At 47.1% G+C, this 16735-nt stretch carries 9 protein-coding genes; 4 read left to right on the forward strand and 5 right to left on the reverse strand.

The window, feature by feature from the left end:
• Positions 1 to 179 precede the first annotated feature (179 nt).
• The gene (locus DW096_RS03875; protein ID WP_120028792.1) at positions 180 to 2129 is read left to right on the forward strand and encodes a sensor histidine kinase KdpD; all 1950 of its coding nucleotides are present in this window, start codon (positions 180 to 182) and stop codon (positions 2127 to 2129) included.
• Positions 2130 to 2169: 40 nt separating this feature from the next.
• Positions 2170 to 3681: a glycoside hydrolase family 10 protein gene (locus DW096_RS03880; RefSeq protein ID WP_120028793.1), complete on the forward strand. Its 1512-nt coding sequence runs from the start codon at positions 2170 to 2172 to the stop codon at positions 3679 to 3681.
• 52 nt (positions 3682 to 3733) lie between these two features.
• Here DW096_RS03880 and DW096_RS03885 read toward each other — a convergent pair whose 3' ends face one another.
• The 5 genes from DW096_RS03885 to DW096_RS03910 form a co-directional block, all read right to left on the reverse strand.
• Positions 3734 to 4303: a chromate transporter gene (locus DW096_RS03885; RefSeq protein ID WP_005835643.1), complete on the reverse strand. Its 570-nt coding sequence runs from the start codon at positions 4301 to 4303 to the stop codon at positions 3734 to 3736.
• Between the two features lie 77 nt (positions 4304 to 4380).
• Positions 4381 to 4923, reverse strand: coding sequence for a chromate transporter (locus tag DW096_RS03890; RefSeq protein WP_034528571.1), 543 nt, complete (start codon positions 4921 to 4923; stop codon positions 4381 to 4383).
• A gap of 17 nt (positions 4924 to 4940) precedes the next feature.
• Positions 4941 to 8984 carry a two-component regulator propeller domain-containing protein gene (locus DW096_RS03895; RefSeq protein WP_117881262.1) on the reverse strand — a complete coding sequence of 1348 codons (4044 nt, stop codon included), beginning with the start codon at positions 8982 to 8984 and terminating at the stop codon, positions 4941 to 4943.
• 172 nt (positions 8985 to 9156) lie between these two features.
• The gene (gene purL / locus DW096_RS03900; RefSeq protein ID WP_117589138.1) at positions 9157 to 12861 is read right to left on the reverse strand and encodes a phosphoribosylformylglycinamidine synthase; all 3705 of its coding nucleotides are present in this window, start codon (positions 12859 to 12861) and stop codon (positions 9157 to 9159) included.
• A 188-nt stretch (positions 12862 to 13049) separates the two neighbouring features.
• Positions 13050 to 15302, reverse strand: coding sequence for a family 20 glycosylhydrolase (locus tag DW096_RS03910; protein ID WP_117589137.1), 2253 nt, complete (start codon positions 15300 to 15302; stop codon positions 13050 to 13052).
• Between the two features lie 140 nt (positions 15303 to 15442).
• Between DW096_RS03910 and DW096_RS03915 the strand changes: the two genes are divergently transcribed.
• Both DW096_RS03915 and DW096_RS03920 read left to right on the forward strand, forming a co-directional pair.
• Positions 15443 to 16096 carry a LysE family translocator gene (locus DW096_RS03915; protein WP_005826316.1) on the forward strand — a complete coding sequence of 218 codons (654 nt, stop codon included), beginning with the start codon at positions 15443 to 15445 and terminating at the stop codon, positions 16094 to 16096.
• Between the two features lie 37 nt (positions 16097 to 16133).
• Complete coding sequence (locus DW096_RS03920) at positions 16134 to 16679, forward strand: DUF4924 family protein (RefSeq protein ID WP_005826317.1); 546 nt, start codon at positions 16134 to 16136, stop codon at positions 16677 to 16679.
• Positions 16680 to 16735: the final 56 nt, after the last annotated feature.

Here is a 16735-nt window from a genome sequence, read left to right on the forward strand (position 1 = left end):
AGTCACTTATGTGATTTAGGATTTGCAAAGATAATGCAAACCGGGGTAGAATAAAACGAACCTGCTGGAAAAATCGTATCAGATAGGCAAGGTTAAGATTTGTTATACTTTAGGATGACTGCTAATTTACATTAAATAAAAGCACTAAATTCGCATCCGACTCCTTTTAATGTCCGAACATGGTAAAGCGTAATATAAAATGGCTTCTTGTTGTGCTGGTGTTAGGTTTATGCCCCTCAATCCTGCATGCCGAAGACCCTTATGGAGAGATGAAAGCTCTGGCAGATAGTGCGCAGAAAGTGTTGGGACAAGACCGATTGCCTTCCATCAATGCCCGGTGGATAAAACTTGCCCGCGAACTGAACGATACGGTACAGATTAGTGATGCCCATAACAACTTGATTTCTCATTATTATCAGTTGGGGGACATTGACCACTTGAAAGCCGCAACCTATGAATATATGGACTGGTGCCGGAAATACCAACGGACACGAGACCGGTATATGGCGTGGCGGCAGTACATTCAGCGCATGACGGAGAAAGGTATGCAGGAGGAGGCGATGGCTGAAACCGTCAGGCTCCATCAGGATGCCGAGCAAGCCCGGGATAAATACGGATTGGCATGTGGCGAAATGTGCATCGGGTATAACCATCGGGTCTTTGGAAACAACGTAAAACTGTGTATAGAGAATTACAACAATGCACTGAAACTTTTCGAGGGGGGCAGCTATTATCGTGACGCATACGTGGTGTTGCTTAATATTATCCAGACTTATCTTTCACGCAGTGAGTATGCGGAAGCCGGCGAGTATCTGAGTAAATTGTCGCAACTGGAGGACAAACTGAACCGTAAACAAGTCAGCATAGACCCTTCCCTGCACCTGCGTTTCTGTGAATTCAGGGTTATAGGCTTATTGGCCAATGAAGGTAGAAAGGCTACTGAGCCTTATATTGAGGAGACCGACCGCTTCTACCGTCAACATCCGGAGAGCTCGACGCCCGAAGCATGGTTTGGCTATAAGATAATGTGTTGCCGTATCCTCGGTGATTTGAAAGGTAACATTGCTTACGTGGATTCACTCATGGATTATCAGCATTCACTGGGGCTTTGCTATCCTTATAACCATTATATGAAAGGAGAACTGCAGGAACAGTTGGGCGATTATCGTGCGGCTTGCCGCAGTTATGCCAGATATGCCGCCGTGAGTGACTCCGTGCGTACGGCAGAAATGGATGACAAGCTAAGCAAATATACGGCACAGTTTGAGGTGGACCGGTTGAAGATGGAGAAGCTGGAGCTGAGTGCCAGATTGAACAAGGAACGACTGATGATAGCCTTGGCTGTTGGCGGACTGGTATTGTTGCTTTTGCTGCTCATTACTTATCTGTATATCCGCACCCTCTCCATGAACCGCAAGTTGGAAGCTGCACGCAGGGCGGTGGAAAAAATGAGCCAGGTCAAAAGTTCCTTTATACAGCATATCACCCATGAAATCCGTACTCCGTTGAATTCCATCGTCGGCTTTTCTACCTTGCTGGCTCAAGAGAAGCTGGATGATGTGGAGAAACGCGAGTATGTTGAACAAGTGGAGGGCAACAATACATATCTGTTGAGTCTGATGGAGAACATACTCAATATTGCGGATATGGATTCGCGAGTGTGGGAGATGCCGCGGGAGGAGATAGAAGTGGATGCGTGTTGCAAGGAATGTATTGAGGGCTTCCGTCCGGAACTGAAGCCGGGAGTTGAACTGGAATATGTGCCTGCTTCCGGCATTATGGCCTTTTATGCAGCCCGGCAATGGCTGAAAATGGTGCTGGTGTCTTTGTTGGATAATGCGGTGAAGTTTACGGAAGAAGGTCATATACGCGTTTCCTGCGAGGAAGATAAGTCCCGACATGTATTGCGCTTCGTGATAGAGGATACCGGTATAGGCATCAGGCCGGACGAATCGGACCGTATTTTCGAACGTTTTTATAAAGTGGACACGTTTACCAAAGGGTCCGGATTGGGGCTTGCCATAGCCAATGAGATAATGGAGTTGGTGGGAGGCCGGATTTATCTGGATGACACCTATTGCGGAGGATGCCGCTTTATTGTGGAATGGCCGATGAAGGACAAACCTTAATTATAAACTATTTTAAGTATTAAAAAGCTGTAATTAGAGAATGAGAGTAAAATCCCTTTTATGTGTATTCTTCTTGCTGCTAATGGCGGGAGGAGTATTTGCGCAAGTGCAGACCGGGTCTACCTATCCTAAACGTGAATTTCGTGCAGCATGGATACAGTCAGTAAACGGACAGTTCCGTGGAATGCCGACCGAAAAACTGAAGCAGAATCTGATCGGGCAGTTGAATTCCTTGCAGAAGGCGGGAATCAACGCCATAATTTTCCAGGTACGTCCCGAAGCGGATGCTCTGTATGCTTCCAGACTGGAACCGTGGAGTCGTTTCCTTACCGGAGTGCAGGGTAAAGCGCCCGAACCCTATTGGGACCCTATGCAGTTTATGATTGATGAATGCCATAAGCGTGGTATGGAGTTTCATGCATGGATTAATCCGTATCGCACGAAGACGACCTTGAAGAGTGAGTTGGCTCCCAATCATGTGTACAATATCCATCCGGAATGGTTTGTCACTTATGGCGACCAGTTGTATTTTGACCCGGCACTGCCTGAGAGCCGCCGGCACATCTGCATGGTGGTGAGCGACATCGTTTCCCGCTATGATGTGGATGCCATTCATATGGACGATTACTTTTATCCTTATCCCATTAAGGGAAAGGATTTCCCTGACGATGCAAGTTTTGCACGTTTTGGCGGAGGTTTCAGCAATAAAGGAGACTGGCGCCGGAGCAACGTGAATGTGCTGATTAAGAAACTGCATGAAACAATTCGTGAAATCAAGCCGTGGGTGAAGTTCGGGGTTTCTCCGTTTGGCATTTACCGGAATGAAAGCAGTGACCCGCTTGGCAGTAAGACCAAAGGCCTGCAAAACTACGATGACCTTTATGCGGACGTGTTGCTGTGGGCCCGTGAAGGTTGGATAGACTATAATATTCCGCAGATTTATTGGCATATAGGACATCCGGTTGCCGACTATGAGACACTGGTGAAGTGGTGGGCCAGGAATACGGAAAACCGCCCCTTGTTTATCGGCCAGTCCGTGATGAACACCGTGCAGAATGCCGACCCCAAGAACCCGTCGATAAATCAGCTTCCTCGCAAAATGGCCTTGCAACGGGCCTATCAGACCATCGGTGGCAGTTGCCAGTGGCCTGCCAGTGCGGTTGTAGAGAATGCAGGCAAGTATCGCGATGCCCTGATTGCCGAATATCATAAGTATCCGGCGCTACCTCCCGTTTTCGATTTCATGGATAACGAAGCCCCGGCAAAGGTACGTAAGATGAAACCGGTGTGGACGGAAGACGGATATATTCTTTTCTGGACAGCTCCCAAGTATAAAGAGGAAATGAACCGTGCCGTCCAATATGTGGTCTATCGCTTTAATGACAAAGAGAAAGTGAATATAGATGACCCTTCCCATATTGTAGCCATCACGCGCGATAATTTCTATAAACTTCCTTACGAAGACGGAAAGACAAAGTACCGCTATGTGGTGACAGCCTTGGACCGTCTGCATAATGAATCGAAATCCGTTGGAAAGAAGATTAAACTTTAAAAATTAGGGATTAAGGATTAGGGATTAATCATTAACGTTTAATCCTTAATCCTTAATAAAGTATCAATCCTGCTATTCCACAAGCTACAATCATTCCTATCGGGTTCAGTTTATATTTCTTTGTGCCTATAAATGCCACGAGGAAGATGAGGCAGCTGATGACGAAGGAATATATGTCTTCTTTGGGAGAACTGAAGTTTTCCGAATTCATCAATACCAGCGCGGCTGAGGCTAGCAGACCGACCACTGCCGGGCGGAGCCCACTGAATACCGCTTCCACGGAAGGATGTTTCTGGTATTTCAGAAAGAATTTGCTGATGGTCAGCATCAGTAGGAAAGAAGGAAGCACCACGGCAAACGTAGCAATAATAGAACCTAAAATACCATAGCTTGTACCGTAGCAATCAGCTATCGTAGTATAACCCACATAAGTTGCCGAATTGATTCCTATCGGACCGGGTGTCATCTGGCTGATTGCCACAATATCAGTAAATTCCTGCGCTGTAAGCCAACCGTAACGGGTAACTACTTCACCTTGTATCATAGACAACATGGCATATCCGCCACCAAAGCCGAAAAGCCCAATCTTAAAGAATGTATAGAATAACTGTAAGAAAACCATGATTAGTAATTAATGATAAATGGTTAGTGATTAATGATTAATGTTGCTATCCTTTTTAATTTTTAATTCTTTAATTTTTAATTCTTCGGACGTTGAAAACGTCCGAAGCAGTATCCTCCTACACCTGCCGCAATGATAATCCAGATGGGAGAGAAGCCCAACAGCCAGATGAGCAGTGCTGAAACCACCGGTATCCATATGTTGTATCGGTTTATCCGGGCCGATTTAGCCATGCTGAATGTAGGGGCTGCAATCAATGCAACCACTGCCGGGCGAATACCTTTGAATATACGTTCCACAATGATGTTGTCCTTGAAGTTGTGAAAGAACAACGCTATGGCGAGGATGATGAGAAACGAAGGAAGTATGGTTCCCAATGCAGTGATTATGCTCCCTCGTATTCCCCGTAGCCGGTACCCTATAAAAATGGATATATTGACGGCAAGGATGCCCGGAGCGGACTGTGATATAGCAAGCAGGTCAATGAAATCTTCTTTGGCTATCCAGTTTCGTTTGGTTACGATTTCGTTTTCTATCAGCGGTACCATAGCATAACCGCCGCCGATGGTAAAGGCTCCTATCTTAAAGAAAATGGAGAATGCTTCAAGATATATATTCATATTCAAAATGTTGTAATTTACTTTATTTCTTTATCATCTTTCCCTTCCTTCCCTCTCTTGGCATACTGGCTTGGGCTCATATTGAAATGTTTCTTGAATACTTCACGGAAATATTTCGCATCACTGAAACCGGTCAGCTCTGAAATCTCGGTGATGGTATGCTTTTGTTCTTTCAGAAGTTGGGCAGCATGTTTCAGTCGAATCAGCCGGATGTAGTCAGCCGGAGCTTGGTCGGTCAGTGCCTTTATCTTATTGTAGAAGCTGGTCCTACTCATATTCAGCAGGTTGCAGAGCACGTCGACGTTGAAGCTTGGGTTGTCCATATTGTCTTCGACGCTCTTTTTGACGGTTGCAATGAATTTCCAGTCCAAGTCGTTGGAGCAGTTGATGCAATCCGTATTGTTCTTCTCGTCGTTCAGGTCCAGGCTGGCATATTTGTGGCGCAACAGTGCCCGGTTAGTCAGCAGGTTGGCAATGTTTGCCCGCAATATACCGATATTGAAGGGTTTCACAATATATTCATCCGCTCCGCTTTGCAGTCCCTCGATGATATTCTTGTCGGTATTCAGTGCTGTGAGCAGGATGATGGGGATATGTGATGTCTCGATGTCGTTCTTCAGGATATGACACAATTCGTCTCCTCTCATTTCCGGCATCATGATGTCTGAAATGACGAGGTTGGGCATATACTCCTTGACAATGGTCAGTGCTTCTTTTCCATTGGAGCATACTTGTATGTTGTATTGTTCAGACAATGTTCTACGCAGATATTCCCTTAATTCGTCATTGTCCTCTACAATAAGAATTTTCTGGTGGTTACTGTTGTTTTGTGACTGTTGTTGCGTCTTGTCGTAGATTCCACTGGAAGCAGGGGATGATGTAGTAGAGGCATTGATAGGCACTCCGGAGGCCGAATAAACAATCCGTTCGTTTTTGGGTTGAGGGCGTTGGATTGCTTTGCGGAAATGCTTGTTCCCTTTGGGGAACGTGATTTTGATGCAAGAGCCTTTCCCTTCCATGCTGCTGAAGTTGAGCTTTCCTTTATGTAAGCGTACAAGTTTCCCTACCAGAAGTAGTCCGATGCCGCTGCCGATAACTTTGGAATTGATAGCATTACTGCCACGGAAATGCATCTTGAACAGCTTTTTCTGTTCTGAAGCCGGAATTCCGATACCGGTATCTTTCACCTCAATACTCCAGGTATCTTCTGTCTCGGAAGTAAAGACATGTACATTGCCGCCGTCCGGTGTATATTTCAGTGCGTTGGATATGATATTTTTCAAAATGGAATCCATCTTGTCCTTATCTAACCATACGTTCAGATAACGGAAGCTGCTTTCGTAGGTTAGGTTGATGTGTTTTATGTTTGCGTATGAACGGAAAGCATCGATCGTCTCTTCCATATATGTGCTCAGTTCGTATTCGGATACGTATAGACTTCCGGAATAGGTGTCTGCGCGTTCGAAATTAATAAGGTTGGTGGTCAGGCGCAACAAGGCATTTACGTTTCGCAGGGCTGTATTGATGTTGCTCTGTCCGCTGGAAGTCAGTTGCTCGCGTTCGGTGATTTCTTCCAAGGGTGCTTTGATGAGCGTCAGTGGAGTACGTATATCATGCGCTGTATTGACGAAGAAGCGTATTTTCTCATCGGATTCTTTCCGCTGTTTTCTCAAGACTATTATTCGTAGAGTGATGCTTGCAATGGATATGATAATCACTGCATAGAGTATCAGCGCCCAGAAACTGAGCCAGAGGGGTTGCTCGATAATGATGTCCATACTGCGTTCCTCCAGGACAATACGACGGTCTTCGTTGGAGATGGCACGTACGCGGAGGGTATAGTTGCCCGGACTCAGGTTGGTAAAACGGATGACGTTTTCCTCTCCCGGACGGCTCCAACCCTCATAGAAGCCTTCCAGTTTCCAGGAGTACAGAATTAGGGAAGGATAGTCATAGTTGATGTCTGAGACCTGCAATGAGAAGATGTTCTGGTTGTACTTCAAACGCAAGGTTTTTGTCTCGTCAATATCCAGAATAAGTGGAGAACCTTCATCCTTGGGATAAACGGTCTGATAGAATACCCGCAGGTCACTGAATACCATTTTGAACTTATAGTCGCGAGGCAGGATCATGTCTTTGTTGAATTCTATGGCTCCATCCGTACTGCCGAAAATGAAATTGCCGTTTTTCCTCAAGGTGCCTGAGGCTGCGTTGAAATGGTCAGACTTCAGTCCTTGTTCTTTGGTCCAGTTATGGAATGTCTCTTCGACAGGATAGAAGGTGGACAGACCGTGTTCTGTACTCAGAAAGATATTTCCTTTACCATCAGACAATAGTGTATAGATATTATTGGAAATCAAGGCGCAGTTGTCTCTATGATAATGTCTGAATGTGTTTTTGGTCGTATCATATACCAGTAAACCGGCATTGTTGGTACCGATATACAGCATTCCGTCGGAAGCTTGGCATAGGGAGTAGATGTAGTAGGATTCTACCGGCATCTGGATATAGGTATACTTACCGGTTGCTTTTTCCAACAGGTACAAGCCGGTGGAAGTGCCTATCCACATATGTGTGGAGTCTTTCTCTATGATGGCAGTGATACCATTCAAGCCCGGGAAATGGCGTATATTTTTTCTGGAATAATCTATTTCTTTTAAGTTATAATACCCTCCGAACCAGATGTTTCCTGAAGAATCTTTCATAATGGAACGGATATACTTGTCCGGCCGGATATTCAGATTACTGAATAAAGACGGAGTAAAGAACTCTGTGGACAGTAGTTTCTTGTTGATCTGGTAGATGCCGGAACTATATCCTCCGGCCCAGATGATGCCGGGCTCCACTTCGCACAATGAGATGAAGATATGGTTTTTACTATGGCTTGCGGTGTCGAAACTGCTGAGAAAAGAATGCCATTGTTTCGTCTTGCTATAATAAAGGCTGATGCCGTTATTGGTGGCAAACCATAAATCGCCGTCATGGTCTTCAATGATGGCATTTACCTGGTCATTGATGAGTGACTGTTTATTGCCGATAGAGTGTTTTATCCATTGATAATCGGCATATCGGTTGTTGCGTACAGTTATACCAATGGGATAATTAGCCATCCAGATGCGTTGTTCACTGTCAATGTAGATATCATTGATGGTATTTCCGTTCATTGAGTTGTACCGGTTATAGTCAGCAACAATGTATGGTATAGATTCATAGGTATCGGTATTCATTTTGTAGACACCGGCCCCGTCTGTAGCTATGAGGATTTCATTGTTATTGTAGGCACGGATACAGTTAATACTAACGTCCATCAGTCCGGATGGGATATGCATGACTTTGTGCTCATTCAGGTCATAGGTAAATATTCCCCGTTGGAAAGTACCGATAAAAACCTTGTGAGACGGTTTATGATAGTATAGTTCGTTGATTTGTATCTTCAAGGTGTCCAATTGGTTGCAGGGACTGAGGGTGAGGGTGTTGTTGGCCAGCTCAGCATAATGTATGCCGATGTCGGTCCCGATGAAGAAGTGGGTCGAATCAATCTGTGCGATATCAGTAATTCGTTCTCCTATTTCGTTTTGAATGAATGTCACCTTCTGGGTATTGCTGTCGTACAGATATAGGGCATCTTCATTGCAAAGCCATATTACGCTGTTGGCATCCACAAAACCGTAACTGATAGGGGTTGGACGTCCTTTCACTTCGCTTTCGGGTAGCTTGTATACCAGGACAAAACGGTCGTGTTTTGTATCATAGCGGAACACGCGTCCTTTCTTGCCAATTTCCCATATGGTTCCTTTGGAATCCACATAGAGCCAGTTCAGGTTCATCATGGAATTCACTTCCTCATCTCCATCCATCAGTTTGTACGGCTTGAATTCTTTTCCGTTGTATCGGTCGATGCCGTCGTGGGTAAGAAACCACATGTAACCTTTGGGTCCCTTTTGAATAGCATATACCCGTCTGTTGCTCAAACCGTCTTCCACACCGATGTATTTGTATGTTTGTGCAATGCCTATAATTGGCAATAATAGTAGTATGTAGAAAAAGAAGTACTTTTTCATAATTGTCGAGCGGTTTTTTGAATGTTGTACTGAGGGAGAGTTGAAAATAAACACAAAAATAATGCTTTTGTTTGAGAAAAGCAAAAAAAGAAAGCGAAGAATAGAAATGTAACAAGCGCGGGATTATTCATAACCCGCGCTTGTTACATTTCTATAAAAAAGGAAGTTCAGTTCATTTTTTATTGGCTTCCACCCACTTGCGTGCATTGACAAATGCTTCTACCCAAGGAGTGATTTGGTCGCTGTTTACGCGGTCTGCGGGGTAGCAACCGTTCTGCCAGGGGAAGATGGCACGTTCCAAGTGGGGCATCATGGCCAGATGACGTCCGTCGGCACTTGCCAATCCGGCTATGGAATAATCTGAGCCGTTGGGGTTGGAAGGGTATTCGTCGTATGAGTATTTCAGCACGACGTTGTATTTGTCCTCGTCGTATGGCAAGGAGAATTTTCCTTCACCGTGAGCTACCCAGATACCCAGTTTGCTTCCACTCAGTGAGCCGAGCATTACGCTGCGGTTGGTGGGGACAGTAACACCGAGGAATCTGGATTCAAACTTGTGTGAGTCGTTATGAAGCATCTTGCCGTTTTTCTTGTGCTCGGGATTGATAAGATTAAGTTCCATCATGAGCTGGCAGCCGTTGCAGACACCCAGTGAAAGCGTATCCTCGCGTGCATAATATTTGTCGAGCGCTTCTTTTGCTTTCGGATTGAAGAGGAAAGCACCTGCCCAACCCTTAGCAGAACCAAGAACGTCGGAGTTGGAGAAACCACCGCAGTAAACAATCATGTTTACATCTTCCAACGTTTCGCGACCGCTGATAAGGTCGGTCATGGTAACGTCCTTCACATCGAAGCCTGCCAGATAGAGTGAGTAGGCCATTTCGCGTTCGCCGTTGGTTCCTTTTTCACGGATGATGGCGGCGCGGATACCGGAAGGTGTGCGGCGGTCCGGGTCGATGCCGTATTGTGAGAACTTGCCTTTGAAGTCCGGCATGAAGGCGAATTCCACCGGTTGCATCTTGTAGTTCTCGAAACGCTTCTTGGCACAGCCGTTCATGGACTGCTTACGGTCAAGGAGATAAGAAGTAGAGTACCATACATCACGCATATAGTCGATGCCAAACTGATAAGTAGCATCGCCTTTTGATACAAGAATATGGCGTTCGTCTGTCGGTTTGCCGAGCTTCACGTAACCTACGCCTGCATCTTCCAGGATTTGCTTTACAGCTTCCTTGTGCTTGTCGCTCACCTGGATAACGATACCCGGGTTCTCCGCAAACAGAATCTTGATAAGGTCTTGCTCCTTGATTTTATCCAGGTTGATTTCCATACCGCCTTCCACATTGGCAAAGCACATTTCAAGCAGTGTAGTGATAAGACCACCGGCGGAAATATCATGTCCGGCAAGAATCAGTCCCTTGTTGACCAGTTCCTGCACGGCAAGGAAAGCATCGCGGAAGTATTCGGCATCCTGCACGCTGGGAACTTCGTCACCTACCTTGCCCAGGGTCTGAGCAAAGGCAGAACCGCCGAGTTTCAGGTTGTCGAAACTGAAGTCTATATGATAAATGGTAGTCTTTTCATTGTTAACCAGCACCGGAGATACGACTTTCTTGACGTCGGAAACTTCTCCACCGGCAGAAACAATTACCGTGCCCGGAGAAATTACTTTGCTGCCGTCGGGGTATTTCTGTGTCATGGAAAGAGAGTCTTTACCGGTCGGTACATTGATTTGCAGGGAACAGCAGAAGTCACTCAAGGCCTTTACTGCCGTGTACAGACGGGCATCTTCACCTTCTTGCGAACGGCAAGGCCACATCCAGTTGGCAGAAAGGGAAACGCTGTCCAGACCTTCGGCAAGCGGTGCCCAAACCAAGTTGGTCAATGCTTCGCTGACGGAAAGAACGGAGCCGGCTGCCGGGTCGGCAAGTGCCGCCTGGGGAGCATGGCCCAGAGAGGTTGCGATACCCTTTTCGCCGCGATAGTCCAAAGCTACCACACCACAATCGCTCAGAGGCAACTGCAATTCACCCTGGCACTGTTGGCGGGCAATCTTGCCTGTTACAGAACGGTCCACCTTGTTTGTTAACCAGTCTTTACAAGCCACAGCTTCCAGTTGGAGCACATTGGTGAGGTATTCGTGTAGTTGGGAAACTTCGTATTGGGGCATTTCGTAGTGACGTTCCACGGTCTTGTCCACCATATAGGTCTTGGGGGAAGAGCCGAACATCTGTTCTACGGCGAGGTCGAACGGACGTACACCGTCAGCTTGCTGGAAGGCAAAGCGATGGTCGCCGGTCGTTTCACCGACTACGTACATCGGGGCACGCTCACGTTCGGCTACCTTGCGTACATGTTCGATGGCCTCTTCCTGAATCAGCAAGCCCATGCGTTCCTGGCTTTCGTTGGCAATGATTTCCTTGGCAGACAGAGTCGTGTCACCGATGGGCAACTTGCTCATGTCAATTAAACCGCCGCATTCCTCTACCAATTCGGACAGACAGTTTACATGTCCGGCAGAGCCGTGGTCGTGGATGGAAACCACCGGATTGGTCTCTTCCTCACAAAGTGCGCGTACCACGTTGTAGGCGCGTTTCTGCATTTCGGCGTTGGCGCGTTGCACGGCATTCAGCTCGATGCCACTGCTGTAGCGTCCGGTATCTACGGAAGATACGGAGCCGCCGCCCAAACCGATGCGATAATTGTCTCCACCGATGACAACCACTTTGTTGCTGGCTTCCGGTGTACCTTTCAAACAGTCACGCTGGGTACCGTAGCCTACGCCTCCGGCAAGCATAATCACTTTGTCGTAACCATAGACTTCATCTTTTTCCTTATGTTCGAAAGTGAGCACGGAACCGCAGATTAGCGGTTGGCCGAATTTGTTCCCGAAATCACTGGCACCATTGGAGGCTTTGATTAGTATTTGTTCGGGAGTTTGATACAGCCATTTGCGTACCGGCAGAATCTCTTCCCAGGGACGTCCTTCTTCCGTACGGGGGTAGGAGGTCATGTAAACGGCTGTTCCGGCAATCGGCCAAGAGCCCTTACCGCCGCCCATACGGTCGCGAATCTCACCGCCCGTACCGGTAGACGCACCGTTGAACGGTTCTACTGTTGTGGGAAAGTTATGTGTTTCCGCTTTCAGGGAGATGACACTCTTGATGTCCTTTACTTGGAAATAGTCGGGCTTGGAGTGGTCTGCCGGAGCAAACTGTTCGATAACCGGACCTTCGGCAAAGGCTACATTGTCTTTGTAGGCAGAGATAATTTTGTTGGGATTCTCTTGTGTAGTTTTCTTTATCATCTGGAAGAGTGAAGATTCCTGTTCCACTCCATCGATGATGAATGTCCCGCCGAAGATTTTGTGACGGCAGTGCTCGGAGTTGATTTGCGCGAAGCCGAATACTTCGGAGTCTGTCAGAGGGCGCCCGAGGTCTTTCTCTACCTTCTTGAGGTAATCCATTTCCTCTTTGGAGAGTGCCAGACCTTCCTTTTCATTGTATGCCTCCAGGTCTTCGATGTGTACAATCGGTTCCGGCTGCCGGTTGGTTGTAAATACATTCTGGTCCAGCCCCTTGTACATACGTTGCAGCATCGGATCGTGGTCTGCGTTCTCATCTTTTACGGGGAAGTACTCCTCGATGCGTATGATGCCGTCCAGCCCCATATTCTGGGTGATTTCTACGGCGTTTGTACTCCAAGGAGTAATCATCTCACGGCGCGGGCCGACGAAATGTCCTTTCAGGTTGTCTTCACTTTCGGGGGTGGCTTCTCCAAAAAGCCAGCAGAGTTTGTCGCTGTCTGCCTGGGGGAGTTCGTGATTACATTCTACGGCAATCACACTCTTGGATGGGGTTCTGAAAAAAAGAATCATAGTTATATTTACGATTTTACGATTTACGATTTTACGATTGAAGTTACTTCTTTGAGTATCTTCATCTTTTCTTCTTGGGGGCAAAGATACGTAAAATCGGTGGGGAGGAGAAAAAAAGGAAAACAAAAAACGCATGCAATTTTACTCGTATGCGTTTTTTGTTCTGTTTCATAAAAACCGGATGTGTGTTATTGTATGACGATTTCATCCGTAAATAAGAATTGCTTCTTCCCTTGTATGGCATGGAAGCGTACATATCGTGCCTCAGTGGGGGTGCCAATCCAGCCGAAATCACGGAATATCACGTCCTTTCCGGCCTCTTCCTCGCTGCAGATATCACTGCCCAGCAGGGTGAAGTTCTTGCCATCAACAGATGCCCATACTTCCACTTTGGCAGGGAGAAATACTTGTGGGGTACGGATTTGCATGAAGTTGGCCATGACCCGATGTATGGCGGTCACTTCGCCCAGGTCGATAATGGCATCCAAATCATTGGGGCAGAAGCCCTGCCATCGTCCGTCCATGTAGCTTTTGCCGCCGCGAAGTCCGTCGAGGAGACCGGCGTCACCGCCGCCTTTGTATACTTCTTTATGCTGATAGTATCTGCCGCCCGGTGCATAGGTTATCTTTTTGCCTATGCCCTTATGGTAGTCGGTGCGCAGGTGAAGGCTTTTTCCGATAGGCTTTTCTCCGTCGAAAAGGCGTGCGGTCAGCAATATGGAGTCTTTTACGGCAAACGGTTTCTTGTATAACTTGGAAGATACAGTCGGTTCGGAGCCGTCCGTTGTGTAGCGGATGTCAATCGGATGTTTTTCGGAGGTGAGGGACAGCATGATTTTTTTCTTGGCATAGTCAACGGTCTGGCTGGTCTGCACTTGTTCCGACAAGGTGAACGGGTTGTACCCTTTCGTCCGGATGTATCGTATTTCGTTGTTGATACGTCTCTTGAAACTCTCCGGATGCTTGTTCTCCATGGGAGTCCAGCCTACTTCTGCCAGAGCGATGATGCGTGGGTATATCATATATTCGGCATGTTCGTAAGTGGGCAGATATTCAGCCCATACATTGCCTTGCACGCCTAATATGTATTTGCAGATATCACTTCCCAATGAATCGGGAGCCGGGTCGTAGGAGTAGGTCTGTCCGATGGGGATGCAGGCGCCAAACGCCAGCGGCTGTGTCTCAGGGTCATCCTGGTAGTGGTCCAGATAGCAGTGGCTCTCCGGTGTCATGATGGCGTAATGCCCCATGCGGGCGGCGGCAATGCCACCCTCCGTACCCCGCCACGACATGACGGTTGCGTTGGGGGCCAGGCCTCCATCCAGTATCTCGTCCCAGCCGATGATTTCACGCCCTTTGTCGTTGAGGTACTTCTCTATGCGGACTATCATATAGCTTTGCAGCTCACTTTCATCTTTGAGCCCTTCTTCCTTCATGCGCTTCTGGCATTTGGGGCATGCCTTCCAGTGGCGTCTGCTGGCTTCATCACCTCCAATATGGATATACCGGGAAGGGAACAGCCGTATCACTTCATCCAGCACATCTTCGAAGAACTTGAAGGTCTCTTCGTTTCCGATACAGACTTCACCGGATGTATAAGGCTTGCCGGTACAGGACAGCTGTGGATAGGCTGCCAGTACTTCTCCCGAGTGTCCCGGCATTTCTATTTCGGGGATAACGGTGACATGCCTCAAGCGGGCATATTCCAGAACCTCACGTACATCCGCTTCCGTATAGTAGCCTCCATAGGCTCCTTCTTCATCCTTCTCGCAGAAGTGATGGTCATATTTCCCCCAATCCTGCAGATTGGCGGCTTTTCTCCAGGCTGCGAATTCTGTCAGGCGGGGATAGCCCGGAATCTCCAGCCGCCATCCGGCACCGTCGGTCAGATGCCAATGCAGGCGGTTGATTTTGTAGGTGGCTACCAGGTCTATTTGTTTCTTGACATAGTCCGTGTTAAAGAAGTGTCTTGAAACATCCAGGTGCAGCCCACGATAGGGGAATCTGGGTTCGTCCTTGATGGTCGTGACTGGCAGTTCCTTCCCGTTACGGGCAAGTTGTGCCAGGGTTTGCAGTCCATAGAAGGCACCTGCTGCGGAGGAGGCCTGAATGTTTACACCTTGTTTGCTGACTGTCAGGTTGTAGCCTTCGGCAGCGATTGGATTATCCGTTGCGTCCGTTATTTCTATCGTTACAAAAGGATTCTTGTCGACAAGCTTCATGGGGATGGCAAAGTCCGGCAGATAGGCCAGCAAGTCATTCATGTCGGATTTCGCCAGATTGGTCGAGAAGGTTACCGTAGATGGCAGTTCTACTGTTTTTGACGTTGTTTGGGCATACTGCGGATATGGAACCACACCGAGTTCCTTGGGGGCTTCGCATGCCGTCAGTAGTAAGACGGCCATGGAAACGAGTGTTAGAGTTTTTTTTATTCGTTTCATAAGGGGGTATTGTTAAGTTCGGAGGTAAATATACGGAATAATATGTAAAATGGATAATCTTTACTTCTTAAAATCCTTTTCCGTCGAAAAAACGTTAACACTATTCGTTCGTCTCATAAAAAAGTCCGATATTTGCAGCCATGATTCAGATAGAGACCATATTTGACATATTGTGGAAGGGGTTCATTATCGGCGTCATTGTGTCCGCGCCATTGGGTCCTGTAGGAGTATTGTGTATTCAGCGTACTTTGAATAAAGGACGGTGGTATGGTTTCGTAACGGGGATAGGAGCTTCGCTAAGCGATATTGCATATGCTTTGCTGACGGGCTACGGGATGAGTTTCGTTTTTGATTATGTCAACAAGAACATCTTTTACCTGCAACTTTTCGGAAGCATTCTTCTGTTGGCGTTTGGCGTTTATACGTTCCGCAGCAATCCGGTACAGTCCATCCGTCCGGTATCCATCAACAAGGGTTCCTATTTTCATAACTTCATAACGGCGTTTGCCGTCACGCTTTCCAATCCTCTGATTATATTCCTTTTTGTAGGCCTTTTCGCCCGCTTCGCTTTTGTAAGTGAGGGAGTGCTGGTATTCGAGGCCGTTACCGGATACTTGGCCATCGCATTGGGCGCTTTGGCATGGTGGTTTGGCATTACCTTTTTTGTCAATAAAGTCCGTACACAATTCAACTTGCGTGGCATCTGGATGCTGAACCGTATTATCGGGAGCATTGTCATTGTGGTGTCTGTGGTGGGATTGGTGTTTACGCTGATGGGTGAATCGCTGTATTGAGTGGGAAGGTGAAAAATCATAATTCATACATTTTATCGTGAAGATTGCGCAACAACTGAAAGAAAAGAATATAGCCGAATACCTTATATATATGTGGCAGGTGGAGGATTTGCTCCGTGCCAACGGCTGTGACATAGACCGGATACGCCAGAACATCATTTTGCGCTATCCGGAGGAGGAACGGCCTGCGTTGGAAGAATGGTATGGAAATCTGGCAGATATGATGCGTGCGGAAGGCGTAACGGAAAAAGGACATCTGCAAATCAACCGGAATGTCATTCTGAACCTGACGGAGCTGCATGGCGAATTGCTGGCTTCTACGAAATATCCGTTCTATAATGCGGCTTATTTCAAGGCACTGCCTTTTATCGTGGAGCTGCGCCAGAAGAGCGGCCGGAAAGAGGAGCCTGAGGTAGACACTTGTTTCGAGGCACTTTATGGAGTGCTGCTGTTGCGCTTGCAGAAGAAGGAAATCAGTCAGGGCACGGCAAAGGCTATGGAGGCCATCAGCGGTTTCGTCTCGTTGCTTGCCAACTATTATGACAAGGAGAAGCGGGGAGAATTGGAGTTGATGGATAATTGATAATTATGGAGGAAAATATTGTTCATCGTAACATTCTATATATAAGTGTAACTTTA

The sequence above is a fragment of the Bacteroides sp. AM07-18 genome (assembly GCF_003602695.1).
GTDB lineage: Bacteria > Bacteroidota > Bacteroidia > Bacteroidales > Bacteroidaceae > Bacteroides > Bacteroides uniformis.

Coding starts and splice junctions, on each gene's coding strand:
- DW096_RS03875 (WP_120028792.1), top strand. CDS start 180: ATGGTAAAGCGTAATATAAAATGGCTTCTTGTTGTGCTGGTGTTAGGT.
- DW096_RS03880 (WP_120028793.1), top strand. CDS start 2,170: ATGAGAGTAAAATCCCTTTTATGTGTATTCTTCTTGCTGCTAATGGCG.
- DW096_RS03885 (WP_005835643.1), bottom strand. CDS start 4,303: ATGGTTTTCTTACAGTTATTCTATACATTCTTTAAGATTGGGCTTTTC.
- DW096_RS03890 (WP_034528571.1), bottom strand. CDS start 4,923: ATGAATATATATCTTGAAGCATTCTCCATTTTCTTTAAGATAGGAGCC.
- DW096_RS03895 (WP_117881262.1), bottom strand. CDS start 8,984: ATGAAAAAGTACTTCTTTTTCTACATACTACTATTATTGCCAATTATA.
- purL (WP_117589138.1), bottom strand. CDS start 12,861: ATGATTCTTTTTTTCAGAACCCCATCCAAGAGTGTGATTGCCGTAGAA.
- DW096_RS03910 (WP_117589137.1), bottom strand. CDS start 15,302: ATGAAACGAATAAAAAAAACTCTAACACTCGTTTCCATGGCCGTCTTA.
- DW096_RS03915 (WP_005826316.1), top strand. CDS start 15,443: ATGATTCAGATAGAGACCATATTTGACATATTGTGGAAGGGGTTCATT.